Raw genomic sequence first — 20,470 nt, 5'->3', positions numbered from 1 at the left:
GCGACGACAGCAGAAATCCGCACCTAACGCTGAGTTGTTCTTTCGAACACTTAGCTTCACCCCATGTGGTCATGAGAGAGTTTGTTGCCAGCGTCTGGACGGGGAACCGGCCGCTCCTTGTGCTCGTCTCACCCGTCAGGCCGCGCTAACGAGTGACCGCGCCGTGTGTGGGGGCGATCAATGCAAGGCTGGACGAGGAGTCGGGGACAACAGCGCGAGATGAACACGCAGCAGCCGAATCGACCGGTCATCACGCCGACCATGCGGGAACAGGCCCAGAAGCAGCCCAACACCTGGCTGTACGTGGTCGACCCGATCTTCACCGACCCGAACGCCGAGGTGCCGCCGTGGGGCTTCATCGGCGGCTACCGGGTGGACGAGCAGGGCGAGATCACCGACGACTTCTCACCGAACCCGAACTACCGGCCGTCCCCGGTGGCGCTGCGGCTGCCCGCGCCGACCAACGACGTCGAACGCGCCCTGCAGCTCACCACCACCGGCTACGCGCAGGGGCATTCGCTGCTGACCGCGATGCTGGACGCCGAGCTGATCCTGTTCGCGCAGCCGCAGGGCAGCGGGCTGTTCACGATGGAGCACGAGTCGGGCCGCCGGCAGCTGCAGGTGTTCACCTCGGAGACCTTCCTGCCGCCCAACTGGACGACCTGGCAGCGGATGACCGGTCGGCAGCTGGCGACGCACCACCTCACCGGCATCGACGTGCAGGTCAACCCGACCAGCCCCGTCAAGGCCCGGCTCCCCGCCGAGGAGCTGGCCAAGGCCGCCGCCGTGCCACCGAAGGCCCCTGGCGTGCCGATCAACTCCCCCGCGAACGGAATGCCGGTGCAGGCCCCGCCGGGAGCCGCGCCGCAGCCCGGCGAGCAGGCCCCGAAGCCGACGGGCGGGCCGACCGCGCAGCCGCCGGGCGATCCACTGGAAACCGGGTTCGGCCGCCGGTTCCTCGGCTCGATGCTGGCCGGGGCGATCGGCGACGCCCTCGGCGCGCCGGTGGAGTTCTATCCGGTGGACCAGATCCGCAGCCGCTTCGGCGCGATGGGCGTCACGGAGTACGACCGCGCCGGTGAGCGCCCGGGCGAGTTCACCGACGACACCCAGATGGTGCTGTTCACCCTGGAAGGCCTGATCCGCGGGCACTTCGCGGCCCGCACCGCCGGGGCCGACAGCCCGCTGTCCGCGATCCAGCTGGCCTACCAGCGCTGGCTGCACACCCAGGGCTACGCGTGGATGCGGGCCGCCGGGCCGTTCACGATGAGCCATCCCAAGCCCAACGGCTGGCTGATCGAGCAGCGCGACCTGTTCGCCGTGCGCTCGCCGAACAGCAGCTGCATCGCCGCGCTGCGCGAGTTCGCCGCGGTGGGCGCGCCCGGCACCTTCGAGCGGCCGATCAACGATTCGCAGGACTGCGGCGGCGTGGTCCGGGCGGCACCGGTGGCGCTGTGGTCCGACGACCCCGAGCAGGTCTTCGAACTCGCCGCCGCGACCGCGGCCCTGACCTGCTCGCAGCCCAACGGCTACCTGCCCGCCGGGGCGCTTGCAGTGGTGGTGCACCGGTTGCTGCGCGAGGAGACGCTGGAAGACGCGGTGCGGGAGGCCCGCGAACTGCTCGTGCAGTACCAGGGCCACGAAGACACCGAGCGCGCGTTGCAGGCCGCCGAGGAGCTCGCCGAGCAGGGCAAGCCGAGCCCCGAACAGCTCAAGGACACGTTGGGCGGCGGCTGGGCCGGGCACGAGGCGCTGGCCATCGCGGTGTGCGCGGCGCTTAGCACCGACAGCATCGCGGCCGCGCTGATGGTGTCCGTCAACCACTCCGGCGACAGCGACTCCACCGCGGCCATCTGCGGGAACATCGTCGGCGCCCGCTACGGCGCGCCCGCGCTGCCGGGTGTGTGGCTGCGCGACCTCAAGCAGCGCGGGATCGTCGAGGCGCTGGCGAAGGACGCGCTGCTGGAGTTCGGCCCGACTCCGCCGAGCGGTGACGCGTGGACCTCGCGCTACCCGGCCGCGAAGGACATCTCGGACCTGGTGTTCACCTCCGCCCTGCCGCTGAGGGGCGCGGAGCCGGTCGCGAAGCCCTCGAAGGCGGCGCCGGTCGCCGACGACGCACCAGCCGAAGCGGTCGAGCCCGAAGCCGAACCAGACGCCCCCGCGGTTTCAATTGAAACTGCGGACCAGCAGGAGGCGGAGGCGGTCGAGGCGGTCGATGCGGTCGACGAACCTTGGCTGGCGCGCTACCCGATCGGCGAGGTCGCGCCCGCCGTGCCGCCGCTGGAGGACGTCGTCGCGCCAGCGGCCGAAGTGCCCGAAGGGCCTCGATACGCAGCAGGAACGCCGGAATCGGAGACCGCGCAGCCCGGCGAGGGACCGGTCGAGGACGACGCGGCGCCGGAAACCCCGGACCAGGAAGCGCCCGTCCAGGAAGCCGCAGCCGCGGAAGTTCCGGTCGCCGATTCTCCTGCCGCCGAGACGCCCGCTGCGGAACCTCCAGCTTCCGAAACCCCGGTTGCCGAGGCGGCAGTCGTCGAGGCTCCGGCTGCGGAAACCGCCGTCACGGAGGTGCCGACCGAGGCACGCGACGAAGCCGACGAAGGCCTGTCGGACGAGGAACTGCAGCTGCTCAGCGTGTGGCGCAAGTTCCGCGACAACGGCGACGGGAACTCCGCCGACCTGACGCAGGGACTGCAGAAGCTGCTCGTCGAGGCCTTCGGCCCCGAACGCGCGGCCCAGCTGATCGGCGAGGCCGCCGCCGGGGCGGAACCCGGGGCCGAGCTCGCCGCCGAAACCCGGGTGCAGCTCAGCCGCCGCGAGCGGCTCGAAGGCTGTGTGCTGGGCGCCGCCGTCGGCGACGCCCTCGGCGCGCCTTGGATGTTCTCCGACCTGCGCACGATCCTAAGCGTGAACCCGGAAGGCGTGCGGGAGCTCGCCGAGGCCTTCGGCCGCCGCGGCGCGGCTACCGCCTACTCGCAGCAGGCGGCATTCGTGCTCTACGGCCTGATCGGCGGGACCATCCGCTCGACGCTGCGCGGCGTCCCGGCGTTCCGGCCAGGCTTGGTCCGCACGGTGCTCCAGCAATGGCTGCTCACGCAGGGCGCCCGGGTCGGCGTGAACCTGCCGGCCGGGACGCTCGCCGAGAACGAAACGCTTCGCGTGCAGCGGTTCCCGGACGAGGCGTCGCTGACCTCATTGGCGCAGTGGAGCGACCGCCGGGAGCCCCCGACGCCAGGCAACCCGCCGAACGCCGCCCGCACGCCCGCGGCAACGGTCCGCGGTGCGGTGGTCGGCTTCGAGGTCCGCACCGTGCAGGACTCGATCTCCCTGGGTATCGAGATCGCCGCGGTCACCCACGGGCATCCGGACGGTTACCTGCCGGCCGGGGCGCTGTCGGGGCTGGTGTCCGCGTTGCAGGAGGGCCACACCCTCGCCGAAGCGGTGCATGCCGTACTGGCCGAGCTGGACCAGATGGAGGGTGCTGAGACCACTGCGCTGGGCTTGCGCTCCGCGATCGAGATCGCCTCGAACGGCCCGGTGTCGCCGGCCGGCCTGGAAACCCTGGGCCTCGGCTGGCAAGCGCCGGAAGCGCTGGCGATCGCCGTTGCGGCCGCGCTGGCGCACCCGAACTCGTTCGCCGACGCCGTGTCGCTGGCGGCTACCCACGCCGGTAACAGCGCGGCGACCGCGTCCATCTGCGGCAGCCTGCTGGGCACCGCCCGCGGCGCCGGGCCGATCCCCGCCGAGTGGACCACCGGCCTGGAGCTGCGCCCGGTCCTGGACCAGCTGCTGGAAGACGCGCACCGCGCAGGCACGGAGATCGACACCCACGAGCCAGTGCCCGGCTGGGCGCAGCGCTACCCCGGTTAATCCACAGTGGACGAATCCTGGTTGGACGAGACGGAACGGGCTCTGCTGGCGGCCTGGCGCGAGGCGCACGCGACCAGCCGCCGTGACCCGGCGGAGCAGCAGCTGCTGGACACCTGGCGGCAGTGGCAGCGGAAACCCGCCACCCGCCCGCTGTGGGCGACGGCCCTGCAACACTGGCTCAGCGCGGAACCCCCGCCGGCGCCTGCCACCGGCCTGGCCGACCGCAACGGCCCGCTGCCCGAAGCACCGGGACGGTTGCTCGGCATGCTGCTCGGCGGCGCGGTGGGCGAATTCGTCGCGCTAGGCCGGGTCGGGCAGCGCACCACCGCCGTGCTCTTCGTCCTGGAGGGCCTGATCCGCGCGCACACCCAAGCGCGGTCGGCGGGCGATGGAGATCCGGTCGGCTTCGCCCTCGGCGGACTCCAGCGCTGGCTGCACACCCGCGGCGTGCCTTGGCGAGACTGCGGGACCGACACCGCCCAGCCCAACGGCTGGCTGGTGACGGAACCCGCGCTGCACTCCGCCGACAGCGACGAGCCGACGATGCTCACCGCGCTCGCCCGGGTCGCCGCCGGGCACGCCGCCGGTTCCCGGCGGCTGCCCATCAACACCTCGGACACGGCCACCGCCGTGCCGCTCGGCGCACTCGCCGCGCTGTGGTCGGGCGACCCCGGCACGGTTTTCGCGCTCGGCGGCGACCTCGCCGCGCTCACCCACGGCCACCCGAAAGGCCACAGCCCGGCCAGCGTGCTCGGGGTGACGATGCTGTCGCTGCTGCGCGGCAACGCGCTGCAAACATCGCTGAGCCAAGGACTTTCCGGCTGGCAGTCGGGACGCACCCAGCTCAGGCGCGCCCTGCGGCTCGGCCAGCTCAGCCCCGCCGGGTTCCGGCCGCGCCGCACGAACCTCGACGCGACGCAACCCGGCCGCAGCGGCCTGGACGCGCTGGCGGTCGCGGTCAGGGTCTCATCGGCCTGCGAGGACGATTTCGCCGCCGCCATCGGCTCCGCCAGCGAGCACAGCGGAGACGCGGCGACGGCAGCCATGCTGTGCGGGCAGCTGCTCGGCGCGCTGCACGGCCCGACGGCGATTCCGGCGGAATGGCTGGAAGAACTCCCGATCAGCGCACTGGTCGAGCGGCTCTCCGCGGACGCAGCAAGGGAATTCGGCCCGTACCCGGACGAATCCGATCAGTGGGAGCGCCGCTACCCGACCACCGAATCCGCCGAGCCCCTGGAGCCGTCCACATCGGACTACCGCACCGGGCTGACCGCGGTCCCCCGCCTGGCGGCGTCCCGCGACCGGTTCCTCGGCGCGGTTCTCGGCTGCGCGGTCGGCGAGGCGCTCGGCATGCCCATCGCCGCCGACAGCTGGGACGAGATCCAGTCCCGGCACGGCGCGGGCGGCCTGACCGACTACATCTCGGCCGGGCACCCGTCCGGGCGGCTCGGCAGCGATACCCAGCTGCTGCTGTTCTCGCTGGAGGGCACGATACGGGCCAACATCAGCCGGCGCGCCACCGGCACCGACGACCCGGCACGGCACATCCAGCACGCCTACCAGCGCTGGCTGCACACGCAGCACCTGAGCTGGCCGCGCGCGGCGGGCGAGTTCCTGCACGGCACCCCCGAACCGGACGGCTGGCTGGTCGGCCAGCGGGCGCTGTTCCAGACCCGCAACCCCGGCCGCACCATGATGCGAACGCTCATCGCGTTCGCCAAGGGCCAGCAGCAGATGGGGTCCCCGGACCACCCGGTCAGCGACTCGCAGGGCAGCAGCGCGATCATGCGCGCGGTTCCGGCCGCGTTGTGGAGCAACGACCCGGCGGAGGTCTTCCACGTCGGCATGAGGACGGCGGCGCTGACCCACGGCCACCCGGCGGCCTGGCTGACCGCGGGAGCGCTGGCGTTCCTGGTGTCGCGCCTGATGAACGGCGAGCCGCTGGCCACGGCGGTCGATGCGGCACTGGAGCAGCTCACCCCGCACACCGGGCACGAGGAGGTGAGCCGCCGGATCACCGCGGCGGTCCGCCTGGCCCGCAGCGGCCGTATCGCGCCGGGCGTTCTGGAGCGCAACCTCGGCACGGGATCGACGGCGGCCGAAGCGCTGGGCATCGGGCTGTACGCGGCGCTGGTCTGCGACGGCGACTTCGACGCGGCGCTGCCGGTGGCGGTGAACCACTCGGGCAACAGCGCGACGACGGGCGCGGTCTGCGGCAGCCTGATCGGCGCGGAATGCGGGGCGGAGCAGATCCCGGAGCGCTGGAAGGCGGAGCTGGAGCTCTACGAGGTGATCGAGCGCCTCGCCCACGACGGGGTCCTGGAGTTCGGCCCCCGCCCACCGGACTGGTCCGACCGCTACCCCCCGACCTGACGCCCAAGGCTCGTGAGTGAAAATTCCGGCTCTTACCGGAACTTTCACTCACGAGCGGCATCGCAACTGGAGCACTACCGCTCAAGCACGACGATCACTGACGCCACCGACGTCAAGGACTACCAAACCGCGGCGGATAGCGTCCGCAAGGCCGCGTTGAGCGCAGACCTAACCAGGAGTCTCATCGCTGAGATCGCAGACGAGATGGAGCGACTGAAATGAGCATGATCCAAGGCTGGCGCAAGTCAGCTACAGCAACCCCAACGGCAACTGTGCGGAGGTCGGGCGGTTAGCCGGGGGCGCCGCGATCCGGGACACCAAGGACCGCGACGCCGGGTACATCACCGCCGACCAGGCCCAGTGGCGTTCGTTCCTCCCCGCCGTCAAGGCCGGGCGCTTCCAAGCCTGACCCGCACGCCGGAACCGGTACCACGTCTCTGCTGGCCAGCGCCCGTGAGCGCGTTGGGCCGCTACGGCGTGCTCACGGCCCGTGACCTGCGGTGGAGGCGCTCAGTCCGACCCGGAGTGGGATGTTGCTCACTGGCCCGGGGTGGCTAACGGCGGTTAACGTGCCTGTCATGGATGAACTCGTGCACCTCGCCGTGGCCAACGGCATTGCGACGATCACGCTGGACTCGCCCCACAACCGCAATGCGCTGTCCGCGCAGCTGCGGCGCGAACTGCGGGACCACCTGAACGCAGCGATCGCCGACGACGCGGTGCGCGTGATCGTCCTGGCCCACACCGGCACGGTGTTCTGCGCCGGGATGGACCTCAAGGAGTCGCGTTCGGCGGACTCCGAGAAGCAGGGCGTGAACGAGTTCCCAGCGATCCTGGAGCAGATCTGGACCAGCCCGAAGCCGGTGGTCGCCAAGCTCGCCGGGCCCGCCCGCGCCGGCGGCGTCGGCATCGTCACGGCCTGCGACATCGCGGTCGCGGCGGACACCGCGACCTTCGCTTTCTCCGAGGTGCGCATCGGCGTCGTGCCCGCGGTGATCTCGGTGACCGTGCTGCCCCGTCTCAACTCCCGCCAGGCGCACGAGCTGTTCCTGACCGGCGAGACCTTCGACGCTCGCCGCGCCGCCGAAATCGGCCTGCTGAACTCCGCGGTCGCGGCCGACGAGCTGGATGCGGAGGTCAAGCGTTACGCCGACATGCTCGCCCTTGGCGCCCCGAACGCCCTGGCGGCCACGAAGCAGATGCTCACCAGCCAGCGCCCGCCGAACATGGGCGAGGCGTTCGCGCAGATGCTAGGGCTGTCGGCCAAGCACTTCGCGGGCGAAGAAGGCCAGGAAGGCATGCGGGCCTTCGCCGAAAAGCGAAAGCCCGCATGGGTGCCCGAAAAGCTCAGGTGACCAGCCTGCTCAGTCGCCTTCGCCGCCGATCCGCTCGCGCCACGGTCCCTTGGCCAGAAGCCAGTGCGAAACCAGCTTGATCGGGAACGGGAAGTCGGTGACGAAGGTGTCCTCGCCGAGGACCTGCTGCACCTCCCGGTATTCGCCGTGCTCCAGCAGGAGTTCGACGATTCCCGGTTTCTCTTCATCCGGAGTGACGATCCAGTACGCCTGAATACCGAAGTCGGCGTACTCGCGAGGCTTGGTGTGATGGTCGCGGATGATGCTCTCCGGGGAAACAACCTCGATCGCGAGCAACGGTGGCCGGGTGAGGTACGGCTGCTCGAAATCGGTCTCGTTGAGCACGACTACGTCCGGGATGCGGTGGTGCGTCCGATTCGCGTTGAAGTTGATGCCAGCACCTTGCATCACCACGAAATCCGCCGGCGCGACTTCGAATCCGAGGTAGCCGCAGAGCCTTGCCTCAACGAGGGAGTGGATGCTTACTGGCGCAGGAGACACGTCAAGCCGCTCGTCGACCAACTCGTAGCGGCGCCCGTCGTCGGGAAGCCGCTCCAAGTCGTCGACGGTCATCGGCACGTGCTGCTCGTCCGCCTGCATGTTCACGACAGTCATACTGCCTCCTGTTCTGCACGGGAGCCAGTATTGCGAGACCGCCCCGGCCACTAAGGGGCGATCAAGGCCCGGTCAGGACTGCGGTGAACTCGCGGCCGCAGATGGGGTGCTCGGAGGCGTCGCGGAGGACCGCGTTGATCCGGCCGAAGGCCTTCGGGTCGTGCTCCGCCAGCGTCTGGAAGCCCGACCAGACCAGCACGTGCTCGCCCTCCGGCAGCCACGACAGGTCCGTCAGACAGTCATAGAGGGCGTCGAGGTTTCGGCCCGCCCACTCCGGGAAGTTCAGCACCGCGGCGATCCCGTCCAGCGTCGTCCGCTTGCTGAGCAGGTCTGAGCCGTCCAAGACGTGCGCGGTCGCGCCGCGCTGCTCGGCTTCCTGCACGGCCTCGCGCGCAGTGACGCCGCCGGACGGCTGCTCCAGCTCGCTCACCGCCGGCTCCTTCCGCACCCTGCTAGCCCACTTCGTCGCAAACATCGCACTCAACCTGCGGGGTCGACAACCACAAATGAATCGTAATGATCGCTCGTGTAGTAAAGCTCGGATTGGCCACCGGTGACCAGTCTCTGGGCTCCGCGATCCTTCGAGCCCGGGGTCGGCACGGTGTACTCGTGGTAGTAGCCGGAGGCTTTGTCCGGCAGGACGCCTTCCCGGTTGCCGAACGCCGAGCCGTCCTTGCCTGGGTAAGGGAACGGGCCGCCCTTGACGATCAGCTGCCAGGTCTTCCCGGCTTCCGGCGGCAGCGTGGACAGCTGCTTCACCGGCAGGCCGGACTCAGCCCCGGGCACGGCCCGCTGCTGCGTCGCCGCACCGGGCTCCAGGTCCACGTAGTCCCGGACGAACCAGCCGATGACGACCAGGGCGATCAGCCCGACCAGCGCCACCGAGATCCGTCTGCGCGACGTCACGCCGCCGTCCCCTTCCGCCCGGTCTCGCCGTCCCGGCGGCCGACCGGGGGTTCCGCGTCGCGGACCCTCGTCAGCTTCGCTCCTAGGCCGTCGATGCCGCGGTCGATCACGCGGGCGAGCGCCCAGCACAGCGGTAGCAGCACCGCGAGCACGAGGGTCACCTGCAGCGGGTAGACGAGCTGCACGAGCCACAGCTCGACGCCGTCGTACCACTCGACCAGCCACTCCAACACAGAGCGTCAGGGTACGCCCGGTCCGATGATGCCGTGCGGCGCCCCGGTCCCTCCCGCGACTACCCCACGTGTACCTGTCCCCGCAGGGCAGCACAATTTCGCGAGAAATTGACCGTCACCTGGGTGAACGTCAATTTCTCGCGAAATTGGCAATCGCCCGTCAGTGCTGCTCGGAGCGCTCCCGGACGGACTTGATGATCGCGCCGAAGTCGAGGCTGCCGCCGCCCTCGTCGTTGAACCGCTGGTAGAGCTCGGTGGCCAGGCGGCCGATCGCGGCGTCCGTGCCGCTCTGCTCCGCCGCCGAGGTCGCCAGCTTGAGGTCCTTGAGCATCAGCGCCGCGGCGAAGCCGGGCTCGTAGTCGTGGTTGGCCCGGCTGGTCTCCACCAGGTCCGGCACCGGGCAATTGGTGGTCAGCGCCCAGCACTGCCCGGTCGAGATCGACGCCACGTCGTAGAGCGCCTGGTGCGACAGCCCCAGCCGCTCCCCCAGCACGAACGCCTCGCTCACCGCGACCATGGACGCGCCGAGGATGAGGTTGTTGCACATCTTGGTGACCTGGCCGTTGCCGGGACCGCCGCAGTGGATCACCTTGCGCGCCATCGGTTCCAGCAGGGGCTCGGCGCGGTGGAAGTCCTCCTCCGACCCGCCCACCATGAACGTCAGGGTGCCCGCCTCGGCGCCGGCGGTGCCGCCGGAGACCGGGGCGTCGATCGAGCCGAACCCGGCCTCGGCGGCGCGCTCGTGCGCCCGGCGGGCATCCGCGACGTCCACCGTGGACGAGTCGATGAGCAGGGTGCCGGGCTTCGCCGCGGCCAGCACCTCGTCGTAGCAGGCCAGCACGTGCTTGCCGCTGGGCAGCATGGTGATCACCGCATCGGCGCCCGCGACGGCATCGGCGGCCGACGCCACGGTGGTCACGCCATGCCGGTCGGCGGCCTCCAGCGCCGCCGGCACCAGGTCGAAGCCCTGCACCGCGTGACCGGCCTTGACGAGGTTCGCCGACATCGGGCCGCCCATGTGGCCCAGCCCGATGAATCCGATGACAGCCATTGTCATTTTCCCCTTCTGCGCTGGAACTTCCGTCAAGGCCGAAGCGGCGTCAGCCGAGCAGTTTCGGCTCGTCCGCGACCGGCTCGAAGAACTTCTCCACCCGCGATTCGTCCACATCGGACAGCTGCGCCGGTGACCACTGCGGGTTGCGGTCCTTGTCCACCAGCGTCGCGCGCACACCCTCGACGAAGTCGCCGATCCGCACGCACGCCATCGCCAGCCGGTACTCCTGGAGGAGTGCGTCCTCCAGCGAGCCGTAGTCGCTGCGCAGGGCCTTCAGGGTGACCTTGAGGGAGGTCGGCGACTTGTGTTCGATCGCCTCGGCGGTCTCGCGGGCGGCTTCTTCCGGCCGCTCGCGCAGGCGCCGCAGGACCTCCTCCACGCTGTCGGCCGAGTACGCCGCGTCGATCCACTCCCGCTGCGCGGCCAGCGGCGCCTCGGGGGCGGGCTCGGAGAACTTCTGCAGCACCTCGTCCACCTCGCCACCTGACAGGGCCTCGACGAGCTCCGGCAGGTTCGCGCTGTTGACGTAGTAGTCGGCCACCCCGCAGTAGATCGCGTCGGCGCCGCCGATCGGTGCGCCGGTCAGCGCCAGGTGGGTGCCAAGCTCGCCGGGGGCGCGGGAGAGCAGGTAGGTGCCGCCAACGTCGGGGATGAAACCGATGCCGACCTCGGGCATGCCGACCTTGGAGCGCTCGGTGACCACCCGGTGCGAGCCGTGGGCGGAGATGCCCACGCCACCGCCCATGCAGATGCCGTCCATGATCCCGACGACCGGCTTCGGGTAGCCCGCGAGCGCCGAGTTGAGCTGGTACTCCTCGGTCCAGAACGCGGCGGGCAGCGACTCGTCACCGGCCTTCGCCGCGTCGTGCAGCGCGCGGACGTCGCCTCCCGCGCACAGCCCGCGCTCGCCCGCGCCGTCGATCAGGATCGCCCGGATGTGCTCGGCGGTGCGCCACTGCTCCACCGCCTGCGCCATCGCCCGCACCATCCCCAGCGTCAAGGAGTTGAGCGCCTTGGGTCGGTTGAGCGTGATCCGTCCGAGCGACCCCTGTTCGCGAACCAGGATCTCGGCCTCCGTCATGATGCGACTCCAAGTTCTCGCGCTGCCCACCCGGGCCGGCGGCGGTCAGGCCGCCAGCAGGCCCCGGGAGATGATCAATCGCATGATTTCGTTGGTACCTTCCAGGATCTGATGCACCCGCAGGTCGCGGACGATCTTCTCCAGGCCGTACTCGGCAAGGTAGCCGTATCCACCGTGGATCTGAAGTGCCTCGTTGGCCACCGCGAATCCCGTGTCGGTGGCCAGCCGCTTGGCCATCGCGCACAACCGGGTGGCAGCGGGGTCCTTGACGTCCAGCGCCCACGCCGCCCGCCACAGCAGCAGCCGGGCGGCCTCCAGGTCGGTGGCCATGTCGGCAAGCTTGAACTGCAGCACCTGAAACTCGCTGAGCTTGGCGCCGAAGGCGCTGCGTTCCCGCACGTAGGCGAGGCTCTTGTCGAGCGCGGCCTGCGCGCCGCCCAGCGAGCACGCGGCGATGCTCAGGCGGCCGCCGTCGAGGCCGGCCATGGCGATCCGGAAGCCGATGCCCTCCTCGCCGAGCCGCTGGTCGGCGGGCACCCGGACGCCGTCGAAGATCACCTGCCGGGTCGGCTGGGCGTTCCAGCCCATCTTCTTCTCGTTGGCCCCGAAGGACAGCCCTTCGGCGTCGCCTTCGACGATGAAGGTGGAGATGCCCTTCGCGCCCGGCTCGCCGGTGCGGGCCATCACCACGTAGACGTCCGAGCTGCCGCCGCCGGAGATGAACTGCTTGACGCCGGTGAGCACGTAGTCTCCCCCACTCTCGGCTTCGCTCGAGCGGGAGGTGCCCCCATCATCGCGGACCGCGCGGGTCTGCAGCGCAGCCGCGTCCGAGCCCGCGCCGGGTTCGGTGAGGCAGTAGCTGGCCAGCCGCTCCATCGAGCACAGGCGGGGCAGCCAGCGGGCGCGCTGCTCGGCGGTGCCGAAGCGGTCGATCATGCCCGCGCACATGTTGTGGATCGAGATGTAGGCGGCGATGGACGGGTCGCCGGTGGCCAGCGCCTCGAAGATCAGCACCGACTCGAACCGGCTCAGCCCGCTGCCGCCGACCGACTCGTCGACGTAGACCCCACCGATGCCGAGCTCCCCGGCGGCGCGCAGCGCCTCCACCGGGAAGTACTTGGCCTGGTCCCACTCGATGGCGTGCGGGGCGAGTTGTTCGGCGGCAAATTCCCGCGCGGTCTGCTGGATCGCGCGCTGGTCCTCGGTGAGCTCGAACGGCGACACCGGGCCGGCGACGGCTGCAACGGACACGTCCGCTCCCTTCCCCTGGGCGATTTCGCGCGAAATCGCCACTTCCAAAGGGGGTGCGGCGGCGATTTCGCGCGAAATCGCCGCCGCACCCACCGGTTCAGTGCATCGTCGGAATGGTGAAACTGGCGCCTTCCTTGAGGCCGGAGGGCCAGCGCGAGGTGACCGTCTTGGTCTTCGTGTAGAAGCGAATCGAGTCCGGCCCGTGCTGGTTAAGGTCGCCGAATCCGGACCGCTTCCAGCCGCCGAAGGTGTGGTAGGCGATCGGCACCGGGATCGGCACGTTGACGCCCACCATGCCGGTGTTGACGCGCGAGACGAACTCGCGGGCCGCGTCGCCGTCGCGGGTGAAGATCGCCACGCCGTTGCCGTACTCGTTCTCGCTGGGCAGCCGGACCGCGTCGTCGTAGTCGGCGGCGCGGACCACGGACAGCACCGGCCCGAAGATCTCCTCCTGGTAGATCCGCATGTCCGGGGTGACGTGGTCGAACAGCGAGGCACCCAGGAAGAACCCGTCCTCGTGCCCGGCCAGCCTGAAGTCCCGGCCGTCGACCAGCAGTTCGGCGCCTTCCTCGACGCCCGCGCCGATCAGGTCGCGGACCCGATGCCAGGCCTGCTTGGTCACCAGCGGGCCGAAGTCGGCGGACTTGTCGAAACTGGTGCCGATCTTGAGCTGGTGCACCCGCTCGATGAGCTTCTCGACCAGCGCGTCCGCGGTGGCCTCACCGACCGGCACCGCCACCGAGATCGCCATGCAGCGCTCCCCTGCGGAGCCGTAGCCAGCACCGATCAGCGCGTCGGTGGCCTGGTCGAGGTCGGCGTCGGGCATCACGATCAGGTGATTCTTGGCGCCACCGAAGCACTGCGCGCGCTTCCCGTGGGCCGCGGCCGTCGAGTAGATGTACTCGGCGATCGCCGACGAACCGACGAACCCGACGGCCTCGATGCGCGGCTCGGTCAGGATCGCGTCCACCGCGGTCTTGTCGCCGTTGACCACGTTGAAGATCCCCGGCGGCAGCCCGGCCTCGATGAACAGCTCGGCCAGCCGCAGCGGCACCGAGGGGTCGCGCTCGGAGGGCTTGAGCACGAAGGCGTTGCCGCAGGCGATGGCCGGCGCCGCCTTCCACAGCGGGATCATCGCCGGGAAGTTGAATGGGGTGATGCCGGCGACCACGCCCAGCGGTTGCCGCATCGAGTACACGTCGATGCCGGTGCCGACGCTCTCGCTGTACTCGCCCTTGAGCAGGTGCGGGATGCCGACGGCGAACTCGACGACCTCCAGGCCGCGCTGGATGTCGCCCTTGGCGTCGGCGACGGTCTTGCCGTGCTCGGAGGCGAGCAGGCGGGCCAGCGAGTCCATCTCGTCGTTGACCAGCTGGAGGAACCGCATCAGCACCCGCGCCCGCTTCTGCGGGTTCATCGCGGCCCACGCTGGCTGCGCCTCGGCGGCGTTGCCGACCGCCGCCGAGACCTCCTCCGCCGAGGCCAGCGGCACCCTGGCCTGTACCTGCCCGGTGTTGGGATCGAACACGTCACCGAAGGAACCGGACGTTCCCGCGACTCGCTTGCCGCCGATGAAGTGCTCCAGCTCGTTGGTCATGTCGCAACGCACCTTCCGCCGAACCGGCCGGTAATTACTAGGAAGCCAAACCTTTGGTACTCCAATCTTTCCCAGAAACCCGACGGATGCAACAGGGTGCTCTGCGTCACACCACTAATGGGGGCGGTCCGCCGTCTACGCGTTGCCATCCCGAGGGCGAACAGAACCGGCGGCGAAGGCGATCCGGCCGGGTCGGCAACCGTCCCGCCGAGGAACAGAGCAGGCACGCGGCGGGACGAAGCCCCTGCTCCAGCGCAAAACGGACGGGACACTCCGCTTATCGGCGTTAATGTTGCCGACACCGGCAATGTCCAACCACTTCCTCGCCGCCGAGAGTGACTTTCAACCCGGTCGGTGACCAGGGATCATTCCTGTCGCGCCGGGCTCGCCGATGGCGGATGCATGCAGACCAAGCAGTGGTTTCCACGGCGAGCCGTGGGCCGGCTCAATGCGCGTGTGCTCGCATTGCGGTCCTCGCCCCGGTGGGGCGATGGGTCAGTCGATACCTCACGGTCGTCACCTACACAGGACGACGCTCAGGGCGCACGTTCAGCACACCTGTCGTCCACTGCCGCACCGCCGGCGTCGTCAGGAGCAGAGTGCGCTTTCCCGACTCCAAGACGTGGTGGCGCAACTTCCTGGGTACGGGCGGCCCGATCTCGCTGCACCTGGACGACGAGGACCGCAGCGGACACGCAGTCGGCCACCGCGACGAACACGGCCGCGTCACCGTCACCGTGCGCCTCGACGACTGAAACCGCTCCGGCGCCGCATCTCTACGACCGAAACCGGCAGAATCGACGACTCGACGGCATCGGGTCGGCTCCGGCACTTCGGGCGAGCCAGCCGTCGGCGTTGAAGTCATGGATCACGCACCAAACATGATCCGCGCCGGTGCGTACGGTAGCGCAATCCGGTCCCGCCGCCAGGTCATCACCCGCCCCGAGCCCGGGTGCAGCTGGTCCACTAAGGACGATCAGCTTCGAGGTGCTTTTCAAGAATTTTCCGGAGGTCGGAGCCGAGCGGGATCTCGTCGACCGTCGAGACCCAGGCGTAGGCGTCGTGCTCGGTCAGCCGCACATTTTCGGTCGTGGCGACGGTGACCGACCAGGTGTGCTGTCGGTTGTACGTGCCGCTCCGCGTGGTGTAGTCGAACGCGCCGAGGTATCCGGTGATCTCGGCGATCCGGAGGTTGGTTTCCTCGACCACCTCGCGGTGCAGCGCGGTGTTCAGGTCTTCGCCCGGATCGACCTTGCCGCCGGGGAATTCCCATTCGCCGCCACGGGAATCCGCCGCGCGGCGCCGCACCAGCAGGACCTGCCCGCCGGCGTCGATGACGGCCGCGACGATCTGCTGCTGCACGCCGTCGGCAGCGTCTCGGCGGGCCAGATCGGCCACTTCGGCCAGGTGCATGCGGACCGTCCTCCCGGGCTTTTCGCCACCGTACCGGCCCACCCTGGCTACTACTCGCACACCCCTACCAGACCGGGACCAGCGAGGTGGATGGACATCCGCCGGACCACTTCCAGCGCTCCGGGTTCGAGCGAGTAGCAGATCTGGGTGCCGTCCCGCCGGGTTCGCACCAGCCCGGCCTCACGCAACGTCCGCAGGTGCCCGGAGATGGTCGGCTGGCTCACGCCGAAGTACTCGGTGAAGTCGCAGGCGCGGATCTCGCGCTCCCCGCGGAGCCGGTCGAGGACGCCGAGCCGGATGGGGTGCCCCATCGCCCGGAACAGGCTGGCGGATTGCGCGAGATCATCGTTGCCCACCCGATCATTCTCCTATATAGAGGATAGGAGTTTAACTATATAGGAGGATGGCAATGCCGTCCGGTGTGAACGAGCTGGTCCTGGAGGTGGCGGACCTGGCCGCCCCCGGAGCGCTTCTACACCGAAGTGCTCGGCTTCCTGGCCATCGCACGCCGGGAAGGCGAGCGCTGGCGCAACCGCGAAACGGTGTGGGTGCCGGTGGCACCAGGATCGGCCGGTAGAAGCCAGCGCTGGGCATCGCCCGCGCCCGGGGCGGCGTGCACGTCCACTACGCGCTGCCGGTGAGCGACAGCGAATACGACGCGGCCGTCGAACGGGTTCGCGCGCACGGCGTGCAGGTTGCCAAGTGGAGTTCAGCCCGGGCAATGCCCGCTCGGCGTACGTGGCCGACCCGGACCACAACATCGTCGAGTTCTGGACCTGGGACGTGCGGCAAGGCAACCCCGGAGCGCCGAGCGCGATCAGCGAAGGCGTCTTCGGGCTCTAGCGGATCTGCGAGTCCTTCAGGCCGCCACGGCGGCCCGAAGGACCCATATCGGCCGCACCTCGCGGATCGCAGGCTTTCCCTTCAAGACCAACGGTTTCGCGGCAGACGAGCTGCCTTCCACCGCGTGGCGGCGGTGAGCCGTCCACAAAGCACAGCCGGAACCGGCCGGAACCGCGTCCGAGCCCGGTCCGGATCGCGGCGCGCTGAGCAGGCGTCACGGGCTTACCCTGCAACGCATGCCCCCCGAGTCACCCGGCATCTGGGCAATGGCGGACCTGGCCACGCCGTTCGCAGTTCGAACCGCGGCCACCCTCCGGGTGCCCGATGTGGTCAAGGACGGGCCGCTCCCGCTCGCCGAGATCGCGCACCTCTGCAAGGCAGAGGCGGACCCGCTCGGGCGCGTGCTGCGATTCCTGGTGCACCACGGCATGTTCACCGAACCCGAGCCGGACGTCTTCGGCCCCAACGAGGCCTCGGACGCGCTGCGCAGCGACCTGGCCGACGGCCCACAACCTTGGCTGGACCTCGACGGCGCAGTCGGCCGCGCCGACCTCGCCTTCGTCGAGCTCATCGAACAGGTCCGGGGCCACCACCCCGCCTACCCGGCCGCGTTCGGCCGGTCCTTCTGGGAAGACCTCGCGCACAACCCGCAACTGTCGGACTCGTTCGACTCGCTGATGGAGACCAAGACGTACGGGATCGCTCCGCTGATCGCCACCGCGCACGACTGGAGCGCATACGCGCGGATCGCCGATGTCGGCGGCGGCAAGGGCGTGCTGCTCGCCGAGATCCTCCGGACGAGCCCGCAGTCGAGAGGCATCCTCGTCGACCTGATCGGCCCGGCCCGCAACGCCGCCGACTACCTGCAGGAACAGGGGGTCGCGGAACGCGCTGAGGTGGTCACCGCGAGCTTCTTCGACCCGCTGCCCATCCAGGCCGACGCCGCGGTGATCTGCGACGTCCTCGGCGACTGGGACGACGAGGACGCCATCCGGATCCTCGAACACTGCAGGCAGGCGGTGGAGCCGGACGGGCGGCTGCTGATCATCGAACTGCTGCCCGACAAGGACCGGATGGCGCTATTCACCGAGATGGACCTGCGGATGATGATCTACGTCGGCGGCCGGATGCGCGATCTCGACCGCACCCAGCAGGTAGCCGCGGCGGCCGGGCTGACCGTCGAGGACTTCACCCCGATGGACAACGGCTACGCCATCATCGAATGCCGCCCCGAACGGTAGGGCCGGCTTCGTTACGCGAAGGCGCGGGGAGCGGGCCTCGGACACCGCCTGGGCTCCCTCGACTTGCGCATGTCCAGCCGCCCTCGCCAGACGACGTCCGCGGCGGGCCCTTCGGCGCTTCAAAGGCGAAGAGCAGCCTCAACAGCGCTGCAGGCTGGCGGCAACGGACTTCCGCCATTTCTCCGGCAGGTCGTCCAGGCCACCGGCGACGTGCTCGGCCAGCTCGGCCCGGCCGTGCATCTGGAGGGCGAACACCTCGGCCACCTGCACCCCGTGCCCAGGCCGGGAGATCACCTCGACCGCGTCACCCGCCGCGATCTCACCCGGCTCCTCCACCGCCAGGTACCCGCCGGTCCGCCCGTGCTCGGTGAACCGCTTGACCAGCCCCTGGACATCCCAGAACCCGGCGAACACCCGGCACGGCCTGCGCGGGCCCGTCACCCGCAGCACCGCCCCACCGGCCCGCCACCGCTCGCCGATCACCGCGGAACTGCTGTCGCAACCCGCCAGGGTGAGGTCTCGCCGGCATTGCCGGGAACCAGATCGCGGCCCAGTTCCTTCGACCAGTACGCGAGCTCCTCGCGGTCGAACGCGTAAGCAGCCTGCTACCAGGCCCCGTGGTGCTTCGTGTCGCACACGGTGTCGCCACGCACCCCCGACCTGCCCGAATCGCGCCGGCTGCTCCGCCGGGCGCTTGTCGATGCCGCTGCGCCCGACCCGACCGGTCCAATCCCCGGTCCGCACCACCGCCAGGTTCACCGAAGGAATGTAGTGCGGAGCCCCCCGGATTTATTCGTGGGGAGCAAGCGCGTCAAGTCCAGCACGAGGCGCCCAGCGGTAACCCGCCCACGCTTACTTGTGACCGAGTTTCCACCCCGGCACCCTCGACAGCAGCGGCTCCCCGACCCCGCCCACGCATGCCTGACGCGTGCGGTCGCATACCGCCCAGCGAGCCAAACGCCGAGCAGCGCCACCACCTTTCGCCCGCTGCCGCGCGGGTTTCCTCGGGGCCCTCCCCCTCCCCCTCCCTCCCCATTGCTGCCGCGCGGCAGTGTTCGGTTGATCGCGTCCGGTTGTCCGCGGACGCGATCTCGGTCGTTTGCTACAGCCGGATGCTGGCCTGCTGCAGTGCTTGGCGTGCTTCTTCGGTCAGGCGACGCACCAGTTCCGCTGCCGGCAGCGGGCGCGCCTGGGCATAAGTTTGGCCCGCCCACAGCGACATCAGTTCTGGGTCGCCGGCCTTGCCCGCGGCACCGCGCATCGGCTTGGTCAGGTTGTTCAGCTGCGGGTACGCCGCCGGGGCGTCACCGTTGTCGGCCAGGAACCGGTTCACCAGCCCCCGCGCCGGGCGTCCGCTGAACGCGCGCGTCAGCTCGGTTTCCCGCTGCCCCGCGGCGATTTCTGCACGCTGGGTCGGCTGCGTGCCCGCCTCGTCGCACACCAGGAACGCAGTGCCCAACTGGGCCGCCACCGCACCCGCGGACAGCACCGCCGCGACATCAGCACCGTGCACCAGACCGCCCGCCGCAATGATCGGCAGGTCGACCTCCGCCTGGACCACGCGGATCGCCGCCAGCAGGCCGAACAGCGACCCGCCGCCCGGTAGCGCCGGGTCGTCGTTGAACACCGCACGGTGCCCACCAGCCTCCATGCCCTGCACGCACAGCAGGTCCGCCCCCGCATCCGCGGCAGCACGCGCCTCCTGCGGAGTCGTGACCGTGGCGACGACCTGGGACCCCACCTCGCGCAGCCGATCCACAATGGACCTGTCCGGAAGCCCGAAGGTGAACGACACGACCGGGATCCGCTCGGCGATCACCAACTCCACCTTGGCCGGGTAGTTGTCGTCGTCCCAGCTCGGCGAGCCCGCCTCGGCCCCGTGCCGCGCGGCCGCCGCCTCGACCCGCGTCCGGTAGTCGGAGAGATCGAGGTCCCGCCGCTCACCCGGGACGAAGAGGTTCACGCCGAAAGGCTCCGACGTGATCGCCCGCACCCCCGCGATCTGGTTGGCCAGTGCATCCGCCGTCAGGTAGCCGGCGGCCAGGAAACCGAAGGCCCCCGCAGCGCTCACCGCCGCGGTCAGCTCCGGTGTGGAGACGCCGCCCGCCATCGGCGCCGCGATCAGCGGAATTCGTCGCTCTGCGATCATGTTTCGACGGTAGCCCCAGCCCCACCGGGAGCGCATCAGAGCATCGCGCACGCCACAACCCCGGCCAGGTGATCGTTCGACCAGCTTGGGCAGTTCATCGTCTACAAGGCCAACATGGCTGGGGTGCCGGTGGTCTACGTCGATCCCGCGTACACATCACAGATGTGCGCCGAGTGCGGGTACACGGACCAGAAGAACCGTGTTTCGCAGGGGTCTTTCACTTGCCGATCGTGCGGCCACGCTCAGCACGCCGACCGGAACGCTTCCCGCAACATCGCCGAGCGGGGCAATGCTGTGTGGAACGCGGGGCGTGAGTCACGCGTCCCGGTCGGCGCATAGCCGATCAAGATGCGGCAGCCTCAGCTAGCCGCAAGCTCGGCCCTTCAGGGCCGAGAAGTTGACTTGTGCGTGATCCGGGACTCTTTCAACGGCATTCCTCCTTTCACCCGGGCATAACTGGAATTGAGGAGCTGATCGGAAAGGCAC

The 20,470-nt window shown here is 70.0% G+C and carries 20 protein-coding genes and 1 pseudogene; 9 read left to right on the top strand and 12 right to left on the bottom strand.

From position 1 onward, the window contains the following. Positions 1-219 precede the first annotated feature (219 nt). From FDZ84_RS19265 to FDZ84_RS19250, 5 genes are all read left to right on the top strand, one after another. A complete protein-coding gene (locus FDZ84_RS19265) occupies positions 220-3,873 on the top strand; it encodes a type VII secretion system-associated protein (protein WP_168587044.1) in 3,654 nt (1,217 codons plus the stop codon). 21 nt (positions 3,874-3,894) lie between these two features. Next, positions 3,895-6,246 carry an ADP-ribosylglycohydrolase family protein gene (locus FDZ84_RS19260; protein ID WP_246869104.1) on the top strand — a complete coding sequence of 784 codons (2,352 nt, stop codon included), beginning with the start codon at positions 3,895-3,897 and terminating at the stop codon, positions 6,244-6,246. 12 nt (positions 6,247-6,258) lie between these two features. Further along, on the top strand, positions 6,259-6,468 hold the full coding sequence (locus FDZ84_RS39000) for a Scr1 family TA system antitoxin-like transcriptional regulator (protein ID WP_246869103.1): 210 nt from the start codon (positions 6,259-6,261) through the stop codon (positions 6,466-6,468). A 13-nt stretch (positions 6,469-6,481) separates the two neighbouring features. Then, complete coding sequence (locus FDZ84_RS40735) at positions 6,482-6,655, top strand: DUF397 domain-containing protein (RefSeq protein WP_168590182.1); 174 nt, start codon at positions 6,482-6,484, stop codon at positions 6,653-6,655. A 169-nt stretch (positions 6,656-6,824) separates the two neighbouring features. Then, positions 6,825-7,601 (top strand): enoyl-CoA hydratase-related protein, encoded by a 777-nt coding sequence (locus FDZ84_RS19250; RefSeq protein ID WP_246869102.1) that lies wholly within the window; start codon positions 6,825-6,827, stop codon positions 7,599-7,601. 9 nt (positions 7,602-7,610) lie between these two features. Here FDZ84_RS19250 and FDZ84_RS19245 read toward each other — a convergent pair whose 3' ends face one another. From FDZ84_RS19245 to FDZ84_RS19210, 8 genes are all read right to left on the bottom strand, one after another. Next, positions 7,611-8,216 (bottom strand): Uma2 family endonuclease, encoded by a 606-nt coding sequence (locus FDZ84_RS19245; protein WP_168587041.1) that lies wholly within the window; start codon positions 8,214-8,216, stop codon positions 7,611-7,613. Positions 8,217-8,277: 61 nt separating this feature from the next. Continuing rightward, positions 8,278-8,646, bottom strand: a complete 369-nt coding sequence (locus tag FDZ84_RS19240) for a barstar family protein (RefSeq protein ID WP_246869101.1) — start codon at positions 8,644-8,646, stop codon at positions 8,278-8,280. Positions 8,647-8,696: 50 nt separating this feature from the next. Next, complete coding sequence (locus FDZ84_RS19235) at positions 8,697-9,122, bottom strand: ribonuclease domain-containing protein (protein WP_168587039.1); 426 nt, start codon at positions 9,120-9,122, stop codon at positions 8,697-8,699. Further along, positions 9,119-9,355 (bottom strand): hypothetical protein, encoded by a 237-nt coding sequence (locus FDZ84_RS19230; protein WP_168587038.1) that lies wholly within the window; start codon positions 9,353-9,355, stop codon positions 9,119-9,121. The genes FDZ84_RS19235 and FDZ84_RS19230 overlap by 4 nt, the downstream gene beginning before the upstream one ends. A gap of 160 nt (positions 9,356-9,515) precedes the next feature. Continuing rightward, a complete protein-coding gene (gene mmsB / locus FDZ84_RS19225; protein WP_168587037.1) occupies positions 9,516-10,406 on the bottom strand; it encodes a 3-hydroxyisobutyrate dehydrogenase in 891 nt (296 codons plus the stop codon). Between the two features lie 49 nt (positions 10,407-10,455). Continuing rightward, the gene (locus tag FDZ84_RS19220; protein WP_168587036.1) at positions 10,456-11,490 is read right to left on the bottom strand and encodes an enoyl-CoA hydratase/isomerase family protein; all 1,035 of its coding nucleotides are present in this window, start codon (positions 11,488-11,490) and stop codon (positions 10,456-10,458) included. A gap of 45 nt (positions 11,491-11,535) precedes the next feature. Next, positions 11,536-12,741 carry an acyl-CoA dehydrogenase family protein gene (locus FDZ84_RS19215; protein ID WP_168587035.1) on the bottom strand — a complete coding sequence of 402 codons (1,206 nt, stop codon included), beginning with the start codon at positions 12,739-12,741 and terminating at the stop codon, positions 11,536-11,538. 97 nt (positions 12,742-12,838) lie between these two features. Beyond that, positions 12,839-14,338 (bottom strand): CoA-acylating methylmalonate-semialdehyde dehydrogenase, encoded by a 1,500-nt coding sequence (locus FDZ84_RS19210; protein ID WP_168587034.1) that lies wholly within the window; start codon positions 14,336-14,338, stop codon positions 12,839-12,841. Positions 14,339-14,937: 599 nt separating this feature from the next. Here FDZ84_RS19210 and FDZ84_RS40730 point away from each other — a divergent pair. Next, positions 14,938-15,093 carry a hypothetical protein gene (locus FDZ84_RS40730; protein WP_371812872.1) on the top strand — a complete coding sequence of 52 codons (156 nt, stop codon included), beginning with the start codon at positions 14,938-14,940 and terminating at the stop codon, positions 15,091-15,093. 211 nt (positions 15,094-15,304) lie between these two features. On the opposite strand, the gene FDZ84_RS19200 is transcribed toward FDZ84_RS40730, so the two are convergent. Continuing rightward, positions 15,305-15,751, bottom strand: a complete 447-nt coding sequence (locus tag FDZ84_RS19200; RefSeq protein WP_168587033.1) for an NUDIX domain-containing protein — start codon at positions 15,749-15,751, stop codon at positions 15,305-15,307. Between the two features lie 50 nt (positions 15,752-15,801). Then, positions 15,802-16,107, bottom strand: coding sequence for a helix-turn-helix transcriptional regulator (locus tag FDZ84_RS19195; protein WP_168587032.1), 306 nt, complete (start codon positions 16,105-16,107; stop codon positions 15,802-15,804). 346 nt (positions 16,108-16,453) lie between these two features. Between FDZ84_RS19195 and FDZ84_RS38990 the strand changes: the two genes are divergently transcribed. Further along, a complete protein-coding gene (locus FDZ84_RS38990) occupies positions 16,454-16,594 on the top strand; it encodes a hypothetical protein (RefSeq protein WP_246869100.1) in 141 nt (46 codons plus the stop codon). Between the two features lie 236 nt (positions 16,595-16,830). Further along, positions 16,831-17,835: a methyltransferase gene (locus tag FDZ84_RS19185; protein WP_246869099.1), complete on the top strand. Its 1,005-nt coding sequence runs from the start codon at positions 16,831-16,833 to the stop codon at positions 17,833-17,835. 138 nt (positions 17,836-17,973) lie between these two features. Here the strand turns inward: FDZ84_RS19185 and FDZ84_RS38985 are convergent, their stop codons facing one another. After that, positions 17,974-18,471, bottom strand: a complete 498-nt coding sequence (locus FDZ84_RS38985) for an MOSC domain-containing protein (protein WP_256413762.1) — start codon at positions 18,469-18,471, stop codon at positions 17,974-17,976. A 466-nt stretch (positions 18,472-18,937) separates the two neighbouring features. Further along, on the bottom strand, positions 18,938-19,984 hold the full coding sequence (locus FDZ84_RS19175; RefSeq protein ID WP_168590180.1) for a nitronate monooxygenase family protein: 1,047 nt from the start codon (positions 19,982-19,984) through the stop codon (positions 18,938-18,940). Positions 19,985-20,071: 87 nt separating this feature from the next. Here FDZ84_RS19175 and FDZ84_RS40725 point away from each other — a divergent pair. After that, positions 20,072-20,323, top strand: a pseudogene (locus FDZ84_RS40725) (zinc ribbon domain-containing protein); the annotation flags it as partial. Positions 20,324-20,470 lie beyond the last annotated feature (147 nt).

Source organism: Saccharopolyspora sp. ASAGF58 (genome assembly GCF_012277335.1).
Taxonomy (GTDB): domain Bacteria; phylum Actinomycetota; class Actinomycetes; order Mycobacteriales; family Pseudonocardiaceae; genus Saccharopolyspora; species Saccharopolyspora hattusasensis.
This window is presented reverse-complemented; position numbering and strand designations above follow the sequence as displayed.

Bases quoted from the DNA above. Each gene is read 5' to 3' on its own strand.
- FDZ84_RS19265 (WP_168587044.1), top strand. From the start codon at position 220: ATGAACACGCAGCAGCCGAATCGACCGGTCATCACGCCGACCATGCGG.
- FDZ84_RS19250 (WP_246869102.1), top strand. From the start codon at position 6,825: ATGGATGAACTCGTGCACCTCGCCGTGGCCAACGGCATTGCGACGATC.
- FDZ84_RS19245 (WP_168587041.1), bottom strand. From the start codon at position 8,216: ATGACTGTCGTGAACATGCAGGCGGACGAGCAGCACGTGCCGATGACC.
- mmsB (WP_168587037.1), bottom strand. From the start codon at position 10,406: ATGGCTGTCATCGGATTCATCGGGCTGGGCCACATGGGCGGCCCGATG.
- FDZ84_RS19220 (WP_168587036.1), bottom strand. From the start codon at position 11,490: ATGACGGAGGCCGAGATCCTGGTTCGCGAACAGGGGTCGCTCGGACGG.
- FDZ84_RS19210 (WP_168587034.1), bottom strand. From the start codon at position 14,338: ATGACCAACGAGCTGGAGCACTTCATCGGCGGCAAGCGAGTCGCGGGA.
- FDZ84_RS19200 (WP_168587033.1), bottom strand. From the start codon at position 15,751: ATGCACCTGGCCGAAGTGGCCGATCTGGCCCGCCGAGACGCTGCCGAC.
- FDZ84_RS19185 (WP_246869099.1), top strand. From the start codon at position 16,831: ATGCCCCCCGAGTCACCCGGCATCTGGGCAATGGCGGACCTGGCCACG.
- FDZ84_RS19175 (WP_168590180.1), bottom strand. From the start codon at position 19,984: ATGATCGCAGAGCGACGAATTCCGCTGATCGCGGCGCCGATGGCGGGC.